The following is a 20,998-nucleotide window of genomic DNA, read 5'->3' as shown; positions in this document are numbered from 1 at the left end:
TAGGTTCGGACTCAATGGGAGTTTGGGTGCAAATATGGTTTACTCAAGTCATACTAGACCTTGCCACTTTACTTCAAAATCCCATTATAAATTTTTACCAAATCCTCGACCTGTTCATTTACCGAACGCAGCTGTGGTATTTCCTGCGGGCTCTCCAGGTATTTTTCAGCGTTGTCATTCACCTGCCAAAGGCAATTGGCCAAGCCTTCATAGGTGGATACATCAACGAGATGCCCATTCACGCCTTCTTTGACATCGGCGCCGATAGCGCCTTGGTCAGAGGCAATAACCCAAGTGCCGCAAGTCATCGCTTCCCGGGTTACAAGGCCATAGCTTTCCGGCCAGATGGACGGGGCCAAGAGGATATCGATTTGCGCATAGAGGCTGCTGACCTCTGATTGCGGAACCTTGCCTTTGATGGTGACCGGGGTTGTGCCCCAGACCTCGTGCCGTTCCGAGCCGCTGGGCATGGCGTGATCAATCAGGAGCAATTCCAGATTAGAGTAATCGTTTGCCGAAAGCGCGTTTCGGACGTGATGGATGCCTTTGTGACGGGAGGCGCCGCCGATATGTGCAAGGCGCACCCGGCCAGTGGATGAAGGTTGTTTGGGGAGTGCCTTTAGCGGTGAAACCCCGTTTTCAACCGTGATCACGTTCTTCAGGTTACATGCGCGGTGCAATTCTGCGAATTTCTCGGACACGGCAAGAAGCCCGGAGGCGGATTTGAGGGGGCGGGCCAAGGCCCGGGCGCGGTCTGGGAAATCGGGCTGATCCTGTTTCGCGTAATCGTAGTACTCGGCCACACCATTTTCATCGATCACGAACTGGTTGGGGGAAATCCACCAACTGTCATGCAGCGTGATGAAGTATGGAATATTCCTGTAGCGTACCGTGTTCACGACCGAGCTGGTTAAGCGTTGGATGCAGTGAAAATGAACGATGTCGGGCTGAATCTTATCGAGCAGGGATTCAAACACGGTTGAAAGCCGGGCGTCCGCGGCTGTCATGTCGCCGTTTTCCATACTTGGCGCGGTGATCGCGTGGACGCGCACCCCCTCATGGCCATATGTCGTGACGTCCAGGGGTGTGTGCCCGCCTTCCAAGGTGCAGACCACTTCAACCTCAAAACGATCCTTGTAGTTTTCGTGTATGAGTTTGACGTTGTCGTGCACAACACGCGTCGCCCCGCCAATTGCCTGGGGTGGGTAGAACACGTTGACAACCAAGACGCGGGTCGTGTCGGATTGGCCGGGCCTGATATCGTGAAACGCGTCACGAAGGTTCTGGCCCATGGATTCAATCGAATACCGCGAAAGGATAACCTCGCGGGCCGCTTCGCCGATCTGTTTTCTGAGGCCCGCGTCACTAACGAGCATATCCAGCGCATTCGTAAAATCTTGGGTTGTGCGGCACAGGAAGCCGGTTACGCGATCTTCTATGGTTTCGCGGTGAGTTGCCGTAGCGCTGACCACCGAGGGCGTGCCGAACATGCCCGCTTCCATCCATTTGATTTCAGATTTCGCATCTGTGAGCAGAGAGTCCGTGAGAACCGACAGATTGATATCGGCTTTGGCGACCATTGCGCAGAAATCTTCGAAGTCCCAAACCGGCTCGATGATCGTGACAGGATCAGATTCCATGTCCAAATGCTTGAAAGTGCCGAAGTACCCGACCAAGCGGATTTCGACCTTTCCGGGGTACCTTTTGACTATTTCCGCCAAGGCAGGTTCGAGGATGTCATGAAAATCTTCTTTGTGCGCTTTGGTTCCGGAACCATAAAAGATAACGAGAGGGCGATCTTCGCCGGGTTCTGTCCGCGATCCTGCGTTCTCGCGGATTGCGGTCATGTGGAGTTTGCCCAGGGCGTTATGGTGCTCAATCACCTTTCCGGTGCGCACCTTTTCTTTCATTAATTCCGAGATGGTCGCGGTTGATGCGATACCGTAGTCGCACAGGCCCATCGCGTGTTCGAAGAGGGGGACACCACATGCCATTTGGGCATAGTGCTGCTTATCAATCGTGCCGGCATAACTTTCGAAACTTGGCGGAAAGTGTTCGGTGTCAAAGACGACATCGTCGATTTCGTAGAAAGTCGTAACACCGTTTTGATTGGCGCTGATAATGGCGTCGATTATCGGCGGGAATGCCGGTACGCGGAAGAAAATTGCCGCATCGAAATTGGAAAGATCACGTTTGAATTCGGCCAGCCCATGACTGGGCGAGATAATTGTCACATCATAGCCGGCTGCGCTTAGCTGATCGGCTTTCTGGTCAACGCGGTATAATTTGCACTGATACAGGTCTTCGTTTCCGATAAGGGCAACGCGCTTGATGACATGCGAGCGTTCGGTTGATGAAAACTCGGGCGTGCAGGCAGACAAAGCTTTGCGAATGATGTTTTGGGTTTCGCTGATACCGAACAGATCAAGGTATCCATTAAGATTGCCCCAGATTGTGTGGAACAGCCTATTGGAAAGCTCGGACTTCTTTTTTGCGATGGAGATGTCTTTTAGAAATTCAACTGGGAAATCAAAAAGCCGGTTTGCAGCTTCATGCACCCGATTGTTATCCAACTCCAATTCTGCCAGCGCCAATGTGTTCCAGCCAGAGTCTTGCGATTGCGGCACTTGTTTTCGCAAGATTTGAGCAATGTCGGAACGACCCTTGCGTTGCAACAAATCAGACAAATGTCGCTTGGCGCGGTTGTTGTTCTGAGCTTGATTTAGAATTTGCCAATAAAGCCATTCGGCTTGATCTTGCCTGTCCGTGATAGCAAACCGGTCTGCCATTGCCACAGTGAATTCCGCAGCGGCGTCCGGGGTGATATCAATTGCGGCTAAACCAGCACGCGGATCGAGCAACAGTTGATCCAGCACCTCACGTTGTGTTGCCTCGGACGGCAATTTAGCGGCGACGCGATACAGAGGCAGCTGATCAATAATTTCCGACGGAACGTCGATAGCATGGTACTTCTTGGCCCATGCTTTGAGATTCGGGGTCAGCCCCAGGCGCAGGCCCCGCGACAGCCAGTGGCGATACAGTTTGGATTTTATCTGTTCTGACGTGTCGCCGTTTTGGAAATTCTCAAGCTCTTCTTCGGAGTGATCCTGCAGGAGTGACGTGAGAAGAGTGTCGTCGATCTCATTGCTGTAGAATGTTGCGTCGAATTCAGCTTCTGGATTGATCGAGCGCGTCGCCGCGATGCCGTGATTTATGAAATGCGCGATACATGTTGGCCGATCAAAATCTGCCGGGGGCATTCCATCATGGTTTGCCATGGCGTGATAGTGTTCATGGTCGAACATCTTGCACAGCTCGGTGCCGTATAGACCGGAAAGTTCCCATTGTTGCGCTTCGGTCAGGGCGATCTCCAAAGGATCATGACCCTGCGCCAAAAGACCAGACAGAACCTGTACCACCTCTGTGCCATCCGGATCGAAGGAAAGCCCGTAACGCTTTTCTATGTATTCTGCATCCCAGTCATCCGAGTGTGCTTTGCGCGCTTCTTCCAAGCCTATTTCGAGAAAGTGAAACGCCGCAAAAAGCGGGTCTTCGATGGCGGCGGCAATATCACCGTGTTCCGACAAATAACCGCTTAATGTGAAGCCCGACCAAAGCCACGCCGCGCGCGGATGATTTTCGACGATCTCATCCAACGGTGTCTGTTCGGACATCTCGGCCAGTTCTTCAATCCAACGGGTGCGTTGATTTGACGAGAGCATGCGGCTTTCAGGGTGCTTGAGCCCTGTGTTTTCGGGTAAGAGGGTACGAAGCTCGGATCGACCGTACTCAAGATAATGCTGCGCGCCATCGGTGATGCCCGCGTCCGCCACATCCTTGTTGATCTGTAAATAGACGTCGCTGTCAAATCCGGCGGGGAGGTCGCCTGACCGAGTGGTCAGGCCGTCGTTTTGCTTTTTGTTGCGCGTGTTTGAATGGGTTTTTGAAGGATTATTCTTTTCGGAAATTGCCATGAGACACCATGTTGAGTTTCAAGTCAGCGGATAGATGATCAGGGGTGGATTTTCAACGAAGCAATAGATCGGGGATGAAAAAAGCGGCTGGTGAATTGTGAGTGAAAAGTTTAGAGAGGCAAAGGTCGAAAAAGAGGAATAGGACCGGAAAATGCGCCCAAATTTCCTAGTCTGTGGACTTGAACACACGGGAACCACCTTGATCTCGGATCTTTTTCGACAAATCCCGAATTTGGACTCTGGTTTTGAATGCGGCGTGTTGTTGTGTGAAAGCCCCGAGGCGTTTCAAGACTACCAGCCTTTTGCAGATAACATGCTGGGGGGTTGGGGCATCACCGAGGACCAGTTCGCGGACTGTTGTTCGTCAAAAAGCTTTGATCAGTTCTATGAAAAGCTGTTCAAGGCAAGTACGGTTCTCGAAGAGGGGACAGCGGAGTTTTTCGATAAAACCCCAAGATACCTTGCGCAATTGTCCCGTGTGCTTGAGCGTTGCGACGCCCCGGTGATTATAAGTTACAAGGATCCCCGCGCCATCGTGTGTTCAGATTTCAAGCGCGCCAAGACCGATGATTTTGCCGGATGGTATGAGCAATACGTAAAGGGTAAATTGCGCTATGCGAGCAATTGCTATGCGCAATACGTGGAACACAAGGATGACCCGAGGGTCGCAATAATTGGCCTTGAAGACCTGGCCATGAACGCGCGCGCAACGATGGAGCGGATGTTTGCCCACGTCGGCCAGGCATTTCGGCTTGAGTATTCCATCATCGAAACGCTGCGATACGAAAATGTCAAAAATCACACCGTTTCGGCGGACATAGCGTTTGAGTACAAAAGGATACTTTCCAAGGACGCGCAAAGCAAAATTCGCGAGGATTTTGCGCATCTTGATGCGTGGTTTTACGATTGACCGAAAAGATTTTTTATAAGGCTTGGCAGAATGCGAGAAACCAGTCTCATCCTTAACCCAGATATCTATCAGGATGTCGAGAACAGTCATCACCGTACGACGGTGTGTATCGGAACCCCCAGAGGCGGGACAAGCATGGTGGCCGGCGCAATGGTCGGCCTGGGCGTGCCTATGGGTGACGACCTGCCGGTCAATATCGAGGACCGATCCTTTAACCCCGATGGTCGTTCAGAGGGGTTGGACGAGTTTTTGCAGACCCTTCCCGAGGCCATCGCCGAACGGAATCAGAAGTTTGACCACTGGGGCTGGAAGTATCCACGCGCCGAGCGTTACCTTGAAAAAATTGCCGATGATTTGCGCAATCTTCACCTTGTTGTCGTGCTGCGCGATCCAGTGCCAGCGTGCCTGCGCACCTTGAAGCGGGGAGAGCATGACCCGATGGATGTTGTGCGCAAACGTATCAAGATGGAAGCGCGCAACATGGCGATGGTCGAAAGGCTTTGTTGCCCAACGCTTTTGGTGTCGTACGAACGCGCAGCCAGCCGCCCCGAAGCCTTTCTGCAGGAATTGGCCGCATTTCTTGAGGTCCAGATGCCGCAGGATATCTCGGCCATTCTCGAATTCATGACACCGGGACAATACAAGAAGCCGCCGCAGGCCTAGTTCTGGATTTCCAAAGACCGAAGAGGAAAGATTATTGTCTGATTGCATCAACAAACGAGAGATTATGGTAAATTCAATGCAGCGAAGCGCGCATCATGCATTTATTATGGAGTTGCTCGGCTCCACAGATCGTCACTGTTTTTTGAATTGTATTTCAGATTCCTCTTTGTTCCGCAGGAAGTTTATTCAAAGCAATCCTGAAAAAAGGTTCATCAATGATCTAAATTTGAATCTGGATGATGAAATCACGGGTAACCTGACACCAAAAGAACTCTTGGTTTACAGTGTCGAGATGCTTTTGACTGATAAGGCACTGGACATATTTCACGACGAAAAGACGAAAAAGTCGGCTGGTAAAAGCGCCTCTCGTTTCTATGTGACTTGGCTAAGAGACCCTATCAACAACCTTGCCAGCCACTTTAATCGGGCAAAGAAAAATGCTGCTCGAACGGGTGATGCAAGTTCTATGAAAATAGAAGAAAACGAAAAGTTAAAGGCCGCAACCGAGGTTTGGGTTGATCACTGGCAGCAAGTAAAGTCTCAGGACGCTGGAATAGGCATCGTCGCCAACCTGTGGTGGCGTGACGATGAATATCGTACTCAGATCTTTGAGAAGCTCGGCCTTGCCGTGCCTCACAGAAATCTCAAAATGACGCAATGGGGTGGTGGAAGCTCTTTTGAAGGATATCACGTAGACCAAGCAGCACCTTCGATTGAAGACTTGGAGTCCAGATACGAGCTTTATCTCGATGATGAGGACTTTTTGGCAATTTTCCGAGACCCCGAATTCCGAAATGCCGTTGAGGATTTCTTTAGCTCGTTTCCGGAGCTTGGTAATTTATCAAGTGTTTGGAATGAAATTAAACAAAATTCATAATGTCATGACAGATGGCATTCGTTCTGGAGGCTTGGATGCTGCCTAGTTTAACGGATTGCTTGGGTCAAAGTGATTTGCGCCATGAAAAATTCGCGGCTTATGTTATCGAGAACCGTGGAAGGTTCCTCGACTTGTCGCCAGAGCACGAGTTCGTTTGGGCATTCATTTTCGTCTGTGAAAAAGAAGAGGCTTTTCTGGGTCTTCTAATGCGCAAGCTTGTCCTTGCGCGCGATGATATCAGTCGCGATGAGCAACAGCTTCTTCTCCGGGCAAAGAAAACACTTATAAAGCATATTGAAAATCCATGGAGGCTTTGTGTTGCACTCCTGATTTGGGATTGGCTTTGTGACTTCAGCGATACAGCAGCTTTCCAGAAAGCTTTAGCCGATGCATCGAAGAGTCAATATAACGCGACTGATTTGCCAATCCTTTATCCTTTGGCGATCAAATTCAAACGCGAGTACGTCGGTTCCGTAAGGGAGGCCGTCTTCACCAGTTTTGAGACCGAGGAAATAAAAAGTCTTTCCGAAAGACCGACGGGCCCCAAGCGAACGGCGACGTTTTTCCTTAATCGGGTGCCTGTTCGCTCTAATGCCTCGCATATTTCGCAAGTCGCCTCTTATGCTCTTGCTGCTTCAACGACGTTTGACCACGTCCGTATCGTTTTCACCAACGAGCGGAATCCTGACTGTGCCTTCTTCAATGCATCCCAAAGAGGCTATGAGAATGTAGCCAAAGAATACCTAAAAGACAGAATTGGCGAAGGCAGCGATAAAGTTGAAATATGTTTCGTGTCGGCGCCATCCGAAAAAGACGCGCTTATCGAGGCACTAGCCAACGAAACAAGTGTTTGTTTTTTCTTCTTGGGTGTTTTTGAGAATCTTTTTCTTCGAAGCAGAGTCGCTCAGGTTTCGCCGGTTGTTGAGATCCAATTTGCCTCTGGTAACCGAACATCGCCTTTTGCGTCACGAGTATTGCCGCAAGGGCGACCTCGCGCCGGGACTACTGATAGTCATGGAAGAACACTCGAGTTTTTTCCCATTCCAATCAAAACTTTGAAACTGCAAGCGCCTCGTGCTCGTGACATAGCCTTGGAGGGTGTCGAGGGTGAATTCAAAGGCCGTATTGCGGTCACCGTTCTAAGCAACGCGAGGATTGAAGAGGCGTTCAGCACATATGACCATGCTTTTCTAGATCGACTTATCGGCACTCTGCGCGCTCATAAGATCGGTTGGATCATGGTCGGCGTGAAGACACCGGAGGCGATCTTGAACGCGTCCCCTGTCGTGCGGGCCTATTATGAGGAAGGCGGCCTTGTTATTCGCCCCTTCGATGACGATTTGCCCGCGCTTTACGAACACTGCGATATGTTTCTCCAATTGCCGGGAACGTCCGGTGGGGGTATGGGAACCGTTTCATCCATTACAAGCGGATGCATCGCATTGATTGAGGTGGCAACTGATGCCGCAAACAGTGTAAGCCCAGACACCCTCTATGATGGGCAGGAGGAATTCCTGTCAATGCTCGAAGATTTTGCGATTTACCCTGAAAAAGCGAAGGAAGTACAAGAACAACAAATAGCTACCGTTATTCGACATGGAAATGAAGAATTTATAGGTAAACGTCTCTTCGAAGTTTTCGAAGACCTCACCCAACCGGCGTAATATTGGGTTCGGCCTATGTCCGCCACCCGGCAGGCAGCGTATCGCCGAAGCGTTCACGCATGAATTTATACTGCTTGTCAAAGGCGGCGCGAAACTTGTCGGCTGTTTCATCCGGGATCGGCAGGTTCATCCCCTCGTTTACGCGTTTCGAGGCATTGAAGGGGATTTCCGGAATCTCGAGAAAATCCAGAATTTCTTGTGGTGCGCCACCGCCAAACAGGTTTTCGTAGAAGATATACTTGATGCGATCCGGGGGTACGGCGGCCTCAAGCTCAGTGATCGTTCGCGCATAATCGGCACGTTCGATGTTCTTGAGGCGCCCGCTGTTCATCAGCATATCGGCGCGTTCCTGACAGGCGCTTGCAAGTTTCTCGCGATCGGTTTCATCGCGGTTTTGAACCTTAACCGCCATGCGGATCTGTGACCACATTCGGCTGACCGGGTCGCGCATGATGAACATGAAACGTGCCTTCCCTACGCTTGCCATATCTGCAAAGCCTTCACGATTCATGACGGCATAGCCGGGGGTAATGTCCGCGACGACGGGCTGATTGGCCCGGCCCTTTAGCAAGTAGTCCAAATATGGTTTGTGCCGGTTAGGCCCCTTGCCCTTGCCGGAATAGATACGAAGAAGATCCAGGGCTTCTTGGAGGCGGGCGATTTGATTGGGGGGCAGGCTTCCGTTGGAGGGGTCCATACGCTCGGAAATTTTCTTCACAATATCTATGCGAAGCTTAAGCGCCTCTTGGGCGTAGCCTGCGCGGACATTGAAGTAATGCAATTCCTTGTTGGCGCAAAAGTGAACATTTTCAGATTGCGAAAGGTACTCATAGAGCCATGTGGTGCCGGCTTTCTGCGCCCCGATGCAAAAGAACATCTGCGCATCCTTGGGAAATGGCGTTTCTGGAAAGGTCGGAGCGGGCGCGGCGCGACGCAGACGAGAGAGCATATTCAAACCTTTCAGGCGCGTTGCTGGCGAAGGAGGCGCATATTTTGTTCGTGGTGTGCGATGGCGTCATTGATATCGTCGTAGTAGGTCAATTCGCCACCCTCAAGAACGGCCCCGGCCTCGCAAAAATCACGCATAAGACCCATGGAATGGCTGACAAAAAGAGCGCCGGAATTTTGCATCCGTTGCTTGAAGACGATGCTACTTTTGTCTTTGAACAAAGCGTCGCCTGCGGCGGTGACTTCGTCGATCAGGTATGTGTCGAACTGTAGCGCCATGTTGATGCCAAAGGTGAGCCGCGATCTCATGCCCGATGAATAGGTTCGAACGGGGAGGTGAAAGTGATCCCCCAACTCGGCGAAATTTGCGACGAAACGCGCCATCAAATCGGTTTCAGCGCCATAAATCCGCGCTACGAAGCGGGTGTTTTGTGCGCCGGTCATGTCCGGGTGCATGGAGCTGGCCAACCCCACAGGAAACGAGATATTGCCATCGGTTAGAACTTCACCCGATGTGGGGGCCGAAATGCCGGCAATGACCTTTAGCAAGGTCGATTTCCCGGCCCCGTTGCGGCCCAGAATGCCGACCGAAACCCCGGTGGGAAAAACCACGTTGATATTGTTCGCCACCACCTTTCTGGTGTCGTTGAAATCATAGATCTTCGTAAGGTTCCGAAGAACGATCATCGTCTATCCCGAAGTGCGTAGGCGGCCAGAACCAGAATGGCCCATGTCAGGAAAGAAAAGAGCGCGGTCAGCCCGAGAATGGAAAACCGATCAGGTCGCGTGGGGGATTGCGCCAGCGTCGGATTGACATGTGCGGCAAGATAGCGGCTTTGGCGCTGGGCTTCGGCCAATGCGCTGTCATAGGCGGCAAGCGCGGCGGTGTAGGATTGTTCGGCAAATTCCAGATCGACCGCAAGGCTTTCGTATTCACCCACGAGGTTTGCAAATGCATTCGGATCGCCGTTGTTCTCGGTATCCGAGCTGCTACCGATACCGAGCTTGCGGCGCTCTTGTTCAATTCGGTTTTCAATCACCTCGGCCCGCCGCTCGTTTTGGGTGATACGAGGGTCATTCGGGCGTGACGTCATTTCCAGAATATCGAGTTCGATCAGCGTTTCAGCCAGTTGTTGTTGCAGGGATGTCAGAATGCCCATCTGACCCTGGATAGAGGCCGATGGATCGACGATCTGAGATTGGTTGCGGAAGCGCGTCAACGCAGAACGCGCCACTTTGAGCCGCTCTACTGCTTGGTCGAGTTCTTCGCGCGCATAGCGAGTGGCGTCTTCGCGCGCGATGGCCGAGAGGCGGTTAATCATCGCCGAGCTTTCATCATAGATCAGCTGGGCGATGGCCTGTGCCTCAGGGGCGGTGAAGGCCTCGACCTCTAGGTCGATCAGACCTGTACCGCTGTCGGAATAGACATTGACCATCCGTCGCCAATGATCCGTCAGATCCTCGATGGATCCCCCGGCAGGTTCATCCGGCGGCGACAGAATGCGGGAATAGGCCCCGGTTGGATTGTACGCGAAAACCGGGTCGTGATCAGCATTGGCCCATGTCCGGCCCGGGCGCGACCAGATCGCGCGCAGGTCGATCTGATCGTCGATCTTCTGCACCAGTTCCTGACTTTGGATAAACTTGTAAAGGATATCGGTATCCGAGGAAGAGGAGCCCGAAAGTTCGGCCACGCCGCCCAAAAGCTCCAAGGCCGAGCCGACCTCTTCTGTTCTGACGGAAAATCCCGTGTAAGAGACATACCGATCATGTGTGCGGTTCCAAAGATACCAAGCGGTCACGAGGGTCGGCAGCAGCACCAGAACCAAGAAGCTGGCCAAGGTAAGCCAATGGCGTTTGCGGGGGCGCGCGTCGGGGACAGGCGTAGGCCCTTTGGGGGACGCGTCTTTGCCCATGGCGGCTGCTCCGGCGGCAGCGGCGCCTTGCTGGCCATGGTCGGCCGCAGCTTTTGTTTCGGTGTTGGCCTCTGCGGCGGCTTCGGCTTCAAGCTCTTCCAACTCCTTGCGAAGTTTCTCGTTCTTGAGCATCCCGATCTTGGCCGCCAAGCGCTTACGCTCGGCCATGACCGAATTGGCTGCAGTGGCCTTGGAGGTTTCATCGGGATTGGAAGATGATTGATCGCGAGAGTCTTCGGCCTCCACATTAGCCGTAGCATCTGTGCGTGCCGGGGTCGGTTTTTGAGCTGTCAATGGATGCCTCAACCCGGAAATTGTTCTATGAGCATCAATATACAGAAGATCACGGGGCAACACCAGTGTTCGACGGACACTGAATGAAGAGGCAAACCACCCTTGGCAGAGAAAAGCCTACATATTCGCATCTTGCTGGCAACGCGGAACGGCGCCGGCTATTTGCCAGCCCAGTTGCAGAGTTTTGCCGATCAAAACCATTCTGATTGGTCGTTGGACGTGGGCGATGACGGCTCCACCGATGCCACCGCCGATCTGGTGGCCGAGTTTGCCAATAGGCATCCCGGCCGCGATGTGCGGTTTCTCAATGGGCCACGGGCGGGATCGGCTAGCAATTTCCTGACGCTGCTGCAAGGCGCGGTCAAAGATAACCCTGATGCCGCGATAGCCTTTTCGGATCAAGATGATGTCTGGCTTCCTCAAAAACTGGAGCGAGCGGCGGCTTGGATGTCTTCTCAGGGGGCGGACCGCGATATTCCTTTGGTCTGGGTCAGTCGCACCATCCTGACCGATGCCGATCTTCGACCGATGGGCAAAAGCCGCAGTTTTCCGCGCCCGGGGCGGTTTGGCAATGCGCTGGTACAGAACATCCTTGCTGGGAATACTATCGTGCTGTCCTCTGCAGCCGCGCGTGTGGTGGCACGGACCACGCAAAGCGCGATCAAAGCCGGGGTTCCGTATCACGATTGGTGGATTTACCAGGTCACGACGGGCATGGGTGCAATCATCCGGCAAGAGCCTGAGCCGCTTGTCCTGTATCGCCAGCACAGGGGCAATCTTTTGGGGCATCATGGGCCGGTGCGTGGGCGCCTTCGGCGTTTGGGGCTGATCGCGCGGCGCAACTATTCAGACTGGATTACGGCGAATACCACGGCCCTGTCGGAGCATCCTGACTTGCTGACGCGGGAAAATCGGCGTTTACTTGAAGGGTTCATGGCCGCGCGCAACCAAGGCGGGCGTACATTGGCGGCGGCGCTGCCGTCCTTGGGCGTTTATCGACAGACACCGATGTCGGACAGGCTATTGCTTATCATGGCGCGGTCGGGCCGGTTGTGATGGGGGCTAATCAGAGCCGGTTTGCCGTGGCTCTAGACGCGGTGGCTTTGGCCCAAGCCCAAGGCGATGCATCAAGACCTGATCGGCGCGGGCGAAGTCCATAAGGCCGTCGCGTGTTTCGTCGCGTTCGATCAGCTTTTCAAGCTGTGGCCAGCGCTTGGTGTTCTGGCCTTTGGGGGCTGCGTTCACAAAGCGGCCGGTCAAATCAACGTTGATGCCAAGTTGGGCTTCAAGATCGCGCTCAAGGACATCAAGGCGATCCACACTGTAAATCGCGTTCAGCTTTTCGGCAGCTTGCACCGCGCGGTTTACCAAACGCTTGCGTGGTTGCCTGGCGACCGAGGAAAACCCCCGGATCTTTCCGGTTACCAGATAGGCGCAATAGGGGCTGTTATAGTGATCGTTTATGAATTTCTTCCACTGTGGATTACCGCCGAAGAAATAGTCATCCACGCTGTTGTCCATGATCATTCGCATGCCAACGCGGCTTGGTTCGGCCCGTTGTTTTTCGGTCATGTCCTGCGCCTGTCGCAGTAGGTAGAAATAGAAAGATGCAATACGCTCAAGCGGGTCGCGCAGAACGGTAAAGACGAATCTTGGCTGCGGCACCTTGTCCAGCGCGACCCAGTCGATATGCCCGGAATAAAGCCTGTAGCCTTCGGGAAACTGTTCTTCTGGGGTTTTCGCCTGCGTGTGCACCCGGATGGGCGACACCTGCGTTTCACCCATGACGCGGGCAAGTTCCGAATGGATTGTCTGGCCCGCGGTTTTCGGGATGTGCAGGAAAACGATACTGGTTTCAGACGCGACCATCTCAGGTATTCCGCAGGTCGATGACATCGGGCTTGAACGGTTCGGCGTCCAGTTTGTGCAGGCCACGAATGAATCCACCGATGTCTGACGGGTCCAGATGGTCCAACTGCCATGGCGCATATTGCCACCACTTTGTGCGCAAAAGCGGCGTGATGGTCATGGGCGGAACCCGCCATTTCTTGATGACCGCCGGATTACCCGCGACAACCGCGTAGGGTGGAACATCCTTGGCCACCACGGAATTGGCCGCGACGATGGCCCCATCCCCGATGGTGACACCGGCCTTTACATGCGCGCCGTGACCGATCCAGACATCGTTGCCGATGGTGGTCACCTGCATCTTTGTTGCAGGGCCTTTGAAGTCGAATTTATACTCGTGGTACTTGTCCGCTCCTTCAAAACCGCCGTCCAGATTAAATAGTTTGTCCCCAAGGTAGAACGCCGGGCTTGTCGAAATCCACGAGGTCGGGTGGTTTTGCCGCCCGATCTGCACGTCTTCGCCAAACGAGCAATAGCGCCCGATTTTGGCGGCGAAACAATAGCCCGAGACCTGATAGGAAAAGGCGCCCATTTCGATCAGTCCATCGTATGTTGTCCACTTCAGGCTACAGGGGGCCTCAAGGATCGTACGCTTGGGCAGTGGTACTTTTCCGCCGGGTCGATTGAGAACTTCGACACCGCGTGACTTCAGCCAGGAAATGGAAACATTTTCGCTCATGAAAAACCTTCAGCGCCCTTTGCGCACATTCTTGAGGGATTGGGCGACTTCATGCGCCAGATCGGCATCGGGGTCAAAGGGTATCTGGTATCCATTCGCCGCGTCGCGGACGGCATCACCCTGCGCGCCGATATCGAACGCGAATACCGGCAGGCCCGTGGCGAGTGCCTCGTGGACGGTATAACAAAAGGTTTCCGGCCAGATGGACGGTATGACCCAATGGGTGATTCTGTATCGCTTTGTAATAGTTGGTAAATCACGCACGGCATAGGACCCGTGGACGGTGACGTGCTCCGGCAGGGCGAAGGTTGGGTCGATGTTGCCGACAAGTATCAGCTTTGCCTCGCGGCCATGATTGTCGAACAGGCGCTTGGCCATGTCGCGCACCACGCCGGCGCCCTTCTGTTGGCCGATATTGCCCAGAATGCCGATCACCATGGGCGCGTTCGGGTCCGGTGTGGGAAGTCGCTCAAGGCCATGGGGAAGGGTATGGGGCACAACGTCAATCGACGCGGCCAGATCGGGCCAAACCGCCGCGACCTGTTTGGCGCTGTTTTGGGAAAAGGTAACGATCTGCGCCTGCATCGCGAAATCAAGCCAAGCATCTTGCCATGTATTCAGGTCAGTCACCTGCCCGTCGTGGGCCCTGAAGCTATGCGCCTCGTCATGACGTGGGGGCACCACCGGCCCGCGGTACACCCCGTCACGATCCAGCAAGGTATAGCTGGGCGACAGCGGGAGATAGTCGTGAAACAACATCTCGGCGCTGTCTGTGGGGGACATCAGATCAAGCAAGTGTTTGGGCAGGGACAAGGGGTCTGTATCCCCCACGCCGCATGAATAGACCACGTGCTTGGCGGGCAGAATATCCAGAAGCCTTTTGACCGTGTCAAAGTCTTCGGTCACGCCTTGATGACGACCTGCGGCGGTGACCAGTTCCAATGACCAGCGGTGCGGCCCGCCCACCCGCAAGACCACCGATGGCCTGCCATTTTCAAGGTCATTGGCCATCCGGTGTTCAAGATAGTGATCGGCGCCACCCCCAAGCGAATGCGCCAGATAGACCGGCACGGGGGTTTTGGCTTCAAGGCTTCCGGCCCATGCCAAGCCCAGCGCCAGCCGCGCGGTCAGAAGCGGATCGGCGGCGATGAAATCCTGTACCTCGCGGTCATAGTCCGGATAGCGTTTTGAAATCACCGCGTTGTTGCGCGCGACAAGGGCCAGCTTGTCTTCGCTACCGAAACTTTCGCCGCCGCGGTGTTCGACGAACAAGCCGGACAAGGCCAAGTGCTGCCCGCCCTGCGCGATGACCTTTTGACACCAGTCAACTTCTTCGCCGTAGCCGCGGCCGAAAGCGGTGTCGAAACTGGGGGCCTTGGCCAGCCAATCGCGACCCATTGCCATGCAAAACCCGACCCCGGTGGGTGCAACGGATAGCAAGGCCTCGGGGTGGAATTCTTGGGCCATGGCGTCGATCTTATCGCCTTGGCCCGCAATAAGTGGCGTGCGTTGGCAAATCACCGGCACCGACATGATCTCGGCATCATTGGACATCGGCGTGACGCTGGCAACGTCGCTGTGCGTCTGGAAGGGGCGGATCAGGCGGCTGGCCCAGTTTTCCGGCACGAAGGCATCGGAGTTGAGCAGAACGATAGGGCCGTCATCTTGGTTGGCTTCGTCAAGGGCAACGGCAAGGCCCCGGTTGACCGAGGCGATGAACCCCTTGTTGCCGTCATTTTCCAGTAGCCGAACCATAGGGCGAGACATGGCCCAGTCACGCAGAAAGGGGCGTACCCTGTCATCGGTTGACCCATCTTCGATCAGGATCAAGCGATAGGGCAGGTCGGTGTGGCGCTCGACCCGATTAAGGCATTCGGCCAACAGATCGAAGGCATTGTAGACCGGCAAGACAATGGTAATCGACACCGGTTCGGTATCGGGAATTGTGTCGTTCGGCGTGATGAAAAGATTTGCCGCCAATGGACCCGTCTGCAATTGGGTTGTCAGACGCAAGCGGCTTTTCACCCGGGCGCGATACATGGGATTGCGCGTGGTGTACCATCCGATGATCGCGGGAAGGGCAAGCGCCACATCGCGCAGAAAACGGGCGCGTATCGCCAGGCGTGACCGTTTGCCGAAGCAGAGTGGAAGAGGCATGGGGGCAATCGGCGGTTCCCCCGGCTTTTCAGAAATGATCAAGCCGGGTGGGGCAGATTTACACAAATCATCGGGTTTCGAAGGCAGCGATAAGTCAAAGCCGACATTTTCGGGAAGCCCAAGCGCAGCGGCCACATCAAGGCGCTGTTTGTTCGGGACGCAATCGGCTTCAAGCCCATTCATCACCAAGCGCACTTTTTCCCCTGTGACCCAACCGGCCACCTGAAGGCGTCCAGATTCGTGACGAATCCGGTCGACGTATCCAACGTTTTGACCGCTACCGTCGGTAATTGGGCGTCCTGTGCCTTCTACAATAGCGTGCGTTGACTCATAGCGCTTGTAGAAAGCACGCAATAAGTTGATCACCCGGCGTCTCCTGATGGCCTTAACCTTCTGGGTACCAAATCAAAGTTCTCGACGTAAAAAATTGGCCTTTTGGTACGCTTTGGCTTTTACCATCATGTGTGACCGGCTTATGCAAGCCGAAAGGCGTTGGAGGCAGTCAATGGGCAATTCTGGCGTAGCTGTACCGGATTTGGGGTTACATCATGACGATAGACATCACCGACAAGGGAAAAAACAACCGGATCGAGATTCACAAGTCGGTCGAACGGTCGGGCAATCTTCGTATCGAGATCCTGGGAAACAACAACCGGCTTCGGATCGGGCCGAAGACGCGATTGGCGGCGGGCCTCATTGAAATTCGGAACCACGAAAGCGAGATGACCATCGGTGAAGGCTGTGTCATCTCGGGGCAGCTTCGCCTGCGGGCAGATGACACCCGGCTGATCATCGGCGACCAGACCACCATGATGGGTGCGCAAATCACTTTGCACGAGGCTGGCACGATCCGGCTTGGCAGGGATTGCATGTTGTCCGGCAATATCACGATGGATGTGTCGGACATGCATTCCATTCTCGACGCGAAGACCGGCACCCGAATCAACCCTCCCGAGGATATCGAGATAGGCGATCATGTTTGGATTGCGCAGGGTGTGCAGATCCTGAAAGGCGCGCGCATTGGATCGAATTGCATCATTGGCGCCAAGTCGTTGGTATCAGGGGATACACCAGAGGGGAGTCTTGCCGCTGGTGTACCCGCACGGGTCATGAAATCCGGCGTTACATGGGATCGCCGGAGGCTTCCTGTGGAAAAATGAAACCGGCACATGTGCTGAAAATTCTTAACGTGCTCGTAATCGTCATGCGGCGGCGCCATTTGCCGGGAATGCCAATCAGCACCTCGTGCCGCCAGGTCGAAAGGGTGGCGATCTCCTCAGCATGTTGACGGTTAAGGCCACCCGCTACGCTATATGAGGGCTGCGCAGGCGGCCTTACCTACCAATAGCCCTTCGTCACGACGTGCTATGGCCCCGAGATCGGTGCCCGGGCAGTTCAAGACCGGATTGCAGCCTTTGGCGCCGCAATCCATCGTCCCGGTGGACCAACGGCCCATGATGCACTAACAATCAAAACGGACCACCCGATGGGGCACGCCAAGGATGATCGTCTGTGCGCCGGAAGTCGGCGGGCGGGGCATTGTGGCTTGACCTTATGTGGTCAAGCGCAGAGACAAGGCATAGCCATGACCTCACAAGATCCATCGTCAATGCCGGAACTCAAAAGCGTCCACAGACATGTGCCGAGCTTTGCCAGCCTGCGCACGATTGCGGCGTTGATGCTGCGCGAAATGACCTCGACCTATGGCCGTAGCCCGGGTGGATATATCTGGGCAGTGCTTGAGCCAGCACTGGGCCTTCTGGTGATCACGCTCATCTTTTCAATCGGCTTCAGGTCGCCGAAACTTGGCACGAATTTTGCTATTTTCTATGCCAGCGGACTTTTGCCATTCTTCATGTTTATGAATGTGAGTATGAAGGTGCAGCAGTCTATCAATTTTTCGAAACAGTTGCTGTCATATCCAAGGGTTACCTTCGTGGATGCCCTGCTTGCACGGCTGTTTCTAACCATCATTATTCAAAGCATTGTCGGCGTTCTCATTTTTACTTTTATTCGGACAATGTACGAAACGCGGACGATCCTTGACCTAGGCCATATTCTCAACGCTTATGCCATGGCCACCGCAATTGGTATGGGCGTTGGAATGCTAAATTGCGTTCTTGTATCTCGACAGGCGATCTGGGCCAGTATTTGGAGCGTGATCACACGTCCGCTTATCCTGATTTCGGGTGTCATTATTTTGCATGACACGATTCCGCAGCCGTATCGTGATTGGCTGTCATGGAATCCGCTTGTTCATGTCGTTGGAGAGTCTCGGCGTGGCTTTTATTACAGTTATTCTGCGGATTATGTGGATGTCGCTTATGCCTATGGTTTTGCATTGGTGACGGCCATGATTGGGCTGCGATTTCTCAAGACATATTACCGTGACCTTCTGGAACGCTAAGGACTTCACAAAATCCCGAAGTCTTGTAGGCTCAGGACGGATGGGTCTAGCCCTTCCAGAACCAGGATATGCCCACCCCCGAAATCAATGACCGTGTCGCCATTTTGCTCCGTAGCCTGCTGTTTCACCTCGTTCAGATCCATGCCTTGGATTTCGAGCAACTCTGAGGCAAAGAAAATTGCATCGATTCCGGTTTGGAAATCCTCGATCACCGTTGTCCCGTTACCGCGAAAGATAAACCGGTCTGCGCCAATCCCGCCGAACAGGCGATCCTGATCGCCGCCGCCATCAAGCCAATCATTGCCCGCGTTTCCTTCAAGGCTGTCATCCCCTAGGCCCCCAAGAAGCGTGTCATACCCATCCATGCCCAAAAGGTGATCGTCGCCATCGCCACCGATCAGTGTGTCGAAATTGATGCCCCCGTTCAGGGTGTCATTCCCGATCCCGCCCTCGATGCGGTCGGCCCCGGCGTTTCCAAAAAGCCGGTCCGCACCCGGCCCCCCCAGAAGACTGTCGAACCCGGGCGATCCCAGAATTAGGTCAGCACCCTCGCCCCCTTCAAGCGTATCGGGCCCAAGTCCCCCTTCAAGGGTATCGTTACCGGGGCCTCCGAACCCATGGTCGAAACCATAGTTTCCGATGATCCAGTCATCCCCGGCGTTCCCGTGAAGATCGTCAAAACCATTGCGACCCAAAAGCACATCGTTTCCGGCGCCACCAATCAGCGTGTCCCACCCGACTCCGCCGTCAAGCCGATCGGCTCCTTGCGATCCGTCAAGCCGATCGGATCCTGCTCGACCCGTCAGCGTGTCATTCCCACCAGCCCCTTGCAGACTGTCGTCGTCCGGGGTGCCGATCATGGTCTTGGGCGTCGAGTCGAACGCCTCGCCACTGTCCGAAAGCCCTTGCCACTCTGGTATTATCCGGTCGGGTCCGTTGGCGATGGCGGCCTGTATCTCGACAGGGTCAAGTGGCGAGCCATCAACTGATGAAATATACAGAATCTCGCGCCCCATCGGACCGTCAAAAACAATTTCCGCGCCATCTGAGCGGGTATTGACCGATAGTTGCGACCAGCCTCGGTAAAATGCCCAGGCGGACAAATCCAAAACATCCTGTGCCGGATCAAAACCTTGAATTGTGTCTGCGGTGTTGTCTGCGGCCAACAAAAAGTAATCAGAACCTTCACCGCCCTGCATGGTGTCTGCGCCTGCGCCGTCAAAGAAGGCATGGCCCCCTGACCCTGCGACAAGCACATCATTGCCTTCAGTGCCGATACGTTGGTTGCTGTATCGCACCTCGGGGGTGTTCTGAAAAATACTTATCCCTTGCTCGCCTGTAGCCAGTGCCGCGATCACGAGTTGCTGCCCCGCGCTGGCCAGGTCGATGGCCTCTATACCAGACAGGGCAAGCCCTGGTGTGTCGGCCTGTTGGCCAAGATGAATCAGGCGCCCATTGGACAAAATCTGGAACAGACTTATGCCATCGTCGGCGCCCGCCGCCACCAGATAGGCCACGCCGGCATGGGAAACGACAGCCAAGTCCACCACATCTGCAAACCTGCTGTTTCGGGTGTCGATCACGTGGTCGGTCAGTGCAAGATCACCCTCTGCCGTGATGTGCCAAAGACTGATGCTGCTGCTGCCCGATGCCCCTGCAATCACGTAGGATTGCCCGTCCATCGTTATGGTGTCCAAAGTAATCTTACCTGAAATGCCCGGATTCTGATCACCCTCGACCCGGGCCAGTTCCTGAAGTGTCCCATCCTCACCACGTGCAAACAGGAGGATCGGGGCATCGCCGTGCCCCCCGGCCACAAGGTTTGGACCAATTGCCGAGATATCGGTCAACCCGTCGGTTCGAATCCCGTTGATCGCTGAAAAACGGTGTCCGGCTGCAATCAGGTTCAGCTGTCCCTCGGTCGTCATTTGCCAGACACTCGGGCTCTGGCTGCCCTGTTCCAACCCGTAAACAAAGGTCGCTGACGCGCCCTCGACGACGGTTAAACTTTGCAAGGTCACACCCTCGGCGCCGGTGGAAAAAGAGCTTTGAAACCGACCTTGGGTATCGGTCCAGACTCCGGAAAGGCCACCCGGCCCGGTGCCCGGCAAGAAAACAAAGGTATCCCCCGCAAGGGTTGTGCCGGATGCAAAGCCTGGCGTGAGTCCGGCCTTGGCCGACCCTTCGATATAGGCCAGGTCCACGGGCTCTGGCGTGCCTTGTATCGACCACGCCGAGAGCTGAAAGCCCTCGTTCGGACCGGAGACCACATGGGCAACCAAACCTGCCTCACCCTGCGAAAGCGACAGGTTCCGCATACCGTAAAGAACATTATGCTGCTCTGCCCAAAGGCTTGAACTGTATGTAAAAATTCCGGGCATGAGACCCCCCGCCATGATGTGCCAAGGGGTGTTACGCTTCGGGTGAGGTTTCGGTGGTCAAAGAATGTGACAGTCCAATGGCCTTTCACTCGGTTTTTCATCAAACAGGGGCATTCCCCGGCCAAGGTGCTCCCAAGCCCGGACCGGCGCGCAGGGGATGGGGGCCGAGAAACGTACAAGTTGTACGTTTTGTACGCGCGTTTTGTACGAAACTCGGAGG

At 54.5% G+C, this 20,998-nt stretch carries 15 protein-coding genes; 7 read left to right on the top strand and 8 right to left on the bottom strand.

Going from position 1 to position 20,998, the window contains the following annotated elements; translation table 11 throughout:
- Nucleotides 1-68: 68 nt before the first annotated feature.
- Entirely contained in the window at nt 69-3,974 is a 3,906-nt protein-coding gene (locus RBB32_RS02875) for a glycosyltransferase (RefSeq protein ID WP_306151170.1), read from the bottom strand.
- Between the two features lie 151 nt (nt 3,975-4,125).
- Here RBB32_RS02875 and RBB32_RS02870 point away from each other — a divergent pair, with 151 nt between their 5' ends.
- From RBB32_RS02870 to RBB32_RS02855, 4 genes are all read left to right on the top strand, one after another.
- Nucleotides 4,126-4,884: a sulfotransferase gene (locus RBB32_RS02870; protein ID WP_306151169.1), complete on the top strand. Its 759-nt coding sequence runs from the start codon at nt 4,126-4,128 to the stop codon at nt 4,882-4,884.
- Between the two features lie 135 nt (nt 4,885-5,019).
- Nucleotides 5,020-5,547, top strand: a complete 528-nt coding sequence (locus tag RBB32_RS02865) for a hypothetical protein (protein WP_306151168.1) — start codon at nt 5,020-5,022, stop codon at nt 5,545-5,547.
- A gap of 34 nt (nt 5,548-5,581) precedes the next feature.
- A complete protein-coding gene (locus RBB32_RS02860) occupies nt 5,582-6,424 on the top strand; it encodes a hypothetical protein (protein ID WP_306151167.1) in 843 nt (280 codons plus the stop codon).
- 11 nt (nt 6,425-6,435) lie between these two features.
- Nucleotides 6,436-8,088, top strand: a complete 1,653-nt coding sequence (locus RBB32_RS02855; protein ID WP_306151166.1) for a hypothetical protein — start codon at nt 6,436-6,438, stop codon at nt 8,086-8,088.
- 13 nt (nt 8,089-8,101) lie between these two features.
- On the opposite strand, the gene RBB32_RS02850 is transcribed toward RBB32_RS02855, so the two are convergent.
- The 3 genes from RBB32_RS02850 to RBB32_RS02840 form a co-directional block, all read right to left on the bottom strand.
- Nucleotides 8,102-8,965 (bottom strand): sulfotransferase, encoded by an 864-nt coding sequence (locus tag RBB32_RS02850; RefSeq protein WP_306151165.1) that lies wholly within the window; start codon nt 8,963-8,965, stop codon nt 8,102-8,104.
- An 83-nt stretch (nt 8,966-9,048) separates the two neighbouring features.
- A complete protein-coding gene (locus RBB32_RS02845; protein ID WP_306151164.1) occupies nt 9,049-9,723 on the bottom strand; it encodes an ABC transporter ATP-binding protein in 675 nt (224 codons plus the stop codon).
- Nucleotides 9,720-11,198, bottom strand: a complete 1,479-nt coding sequence (locus tag RBB32_RS02840; RefSeq protein ID WP_306151163.1) for a capsule biosynthesis protein — start codon at nt 11,196-11,198, stop codon at nt 9,720-9,722. The genes RBB32_RS02845 and RBB32_RS02840 overlap by 4 nt, the downstream gene beginning before the upstream one ends.
- A 150-nt stretch (nt 11,199-11,348) precedes the next feature.
- On the opposite strand from RBB32_RS02840, the gene RBB32_RS02835 reads away from it, so the two are divergent.
- On the top strand, nt 11,349-12,302 hold the full coding sequence (locus RBB32_RS02835) for a glycosyltransferase (protein WP_306151162.1): 954 nt from the start codon (nt 11,349-11,351) through the stop codon (nt 12,300-12,302).
- A 6-nt stretch (nt 12,303-12,308) separates the two neighbouring features.
- On the opposite strand, the gene RBB32_RS02830 is transcribed toward RBB32_RS02835, so the two are convergent.
- From RBB32_RS02830 to RBB32_RS02820, 3 genes are read right to left on the bottom strand one after another with little or no spacing between them, the layout of a single operon-like run.
- Nucleotides 12,309-13,115: a sulfotransferase family 2 domain-containing protein gene (locus RBB32_RS02830; protein ID WP_306151161.1), complete on the bottom strand. Its 807-nt coding sequence runs from the start codon at nt 13,113-13,115 to the stop codon at nt 12,309-12,311.
- Nucleotide 13,116: 1 nt separating this feature from the next.
- Nucleotides 13,117-13,833, bottom strand: a complete 717-nt coding sequence (locus tag RBB32_RS02825) for a CatB-related O-acetyltransferase (RefSeq protein WP_306151160.1) — start codon at nt 13,831-13,833, stop codon at nt 13,117-13,119.
- Nucleotides 13,834-13,842: 9 nt separating this feature from the next.
- Nucleotides 13,843-15,990, bottom strand: coding sequence for a glycosyltransferase (locus RBB32_RS02820; protein ID WP_306151159.1), 2,148 nt, complete (start codon nt 15,988-15,990; stop codon nt 13,843-13,845).
- A gap of 548 nt (nt 15,991-16,538) precedes the next feature.
- On the opposite strand from RBB32_RS02820, the gene RBB32_RS02815 reads away from it, so the two are divergent.
- Both RBB32_RS02815 and RBB32_RS02810 read left to right on the top strand, forming a co-directional pair.
- On the top strand, nt 16,539-17,150 hold the full coding sequence (locus tag RBB32_RS02815; protein ID WP_306151158.1) for an acyltransferase: 612 nt from the start codon (nt 16,539-16,541) through the stop codon (nt 17,148-17,150).
- A gap of 449 nt (nt 17,151-17,599) precedes the next feature.
- A complete protein-coding gene (locus RBB32_RS02810) occupies nt 17,600-18,397 on the top strand; it encodes an ABC transporter permease (RefSeq protein ID WP_306151157.1) in 798 nt (265 codons plus the stop codon).
- 5 nt (nt 18,398-18,402) lie between these two features.
- Here RBB32_RS02810 and RBB32_RS02805 read toward each other — a convergent pair whose 3' ends face one another.
- The gene (locus RBB32_RS02805; RefSeq protein ID WP_306151156.1) at nt 18,403-20,778 is read right to left on the bottom strand and encodes a calcium-binding protein; all 2,376 of its coding nucleotides are present in this window, start codon (nt 20,776-20,778) and stop codon (nt 18,403-18,405) included.
- Nucleotides 20,779-20,998: the final 220 nt, after the last annotated feature.

Source organism: Roseovarius sp. MMSF_3281 (assembly GCF_030733685.1).
Classification (GTDB): Bacteria; Pseudomonadota; Alphaproteobacteria; order Rhodobacterales; family Rhodobacteraceae; genus Roseovarius.
Note: the sequence above shows the minus strand (reverse complement) of the source record. Positions and strands in the feature narration are given on the sequence as shown.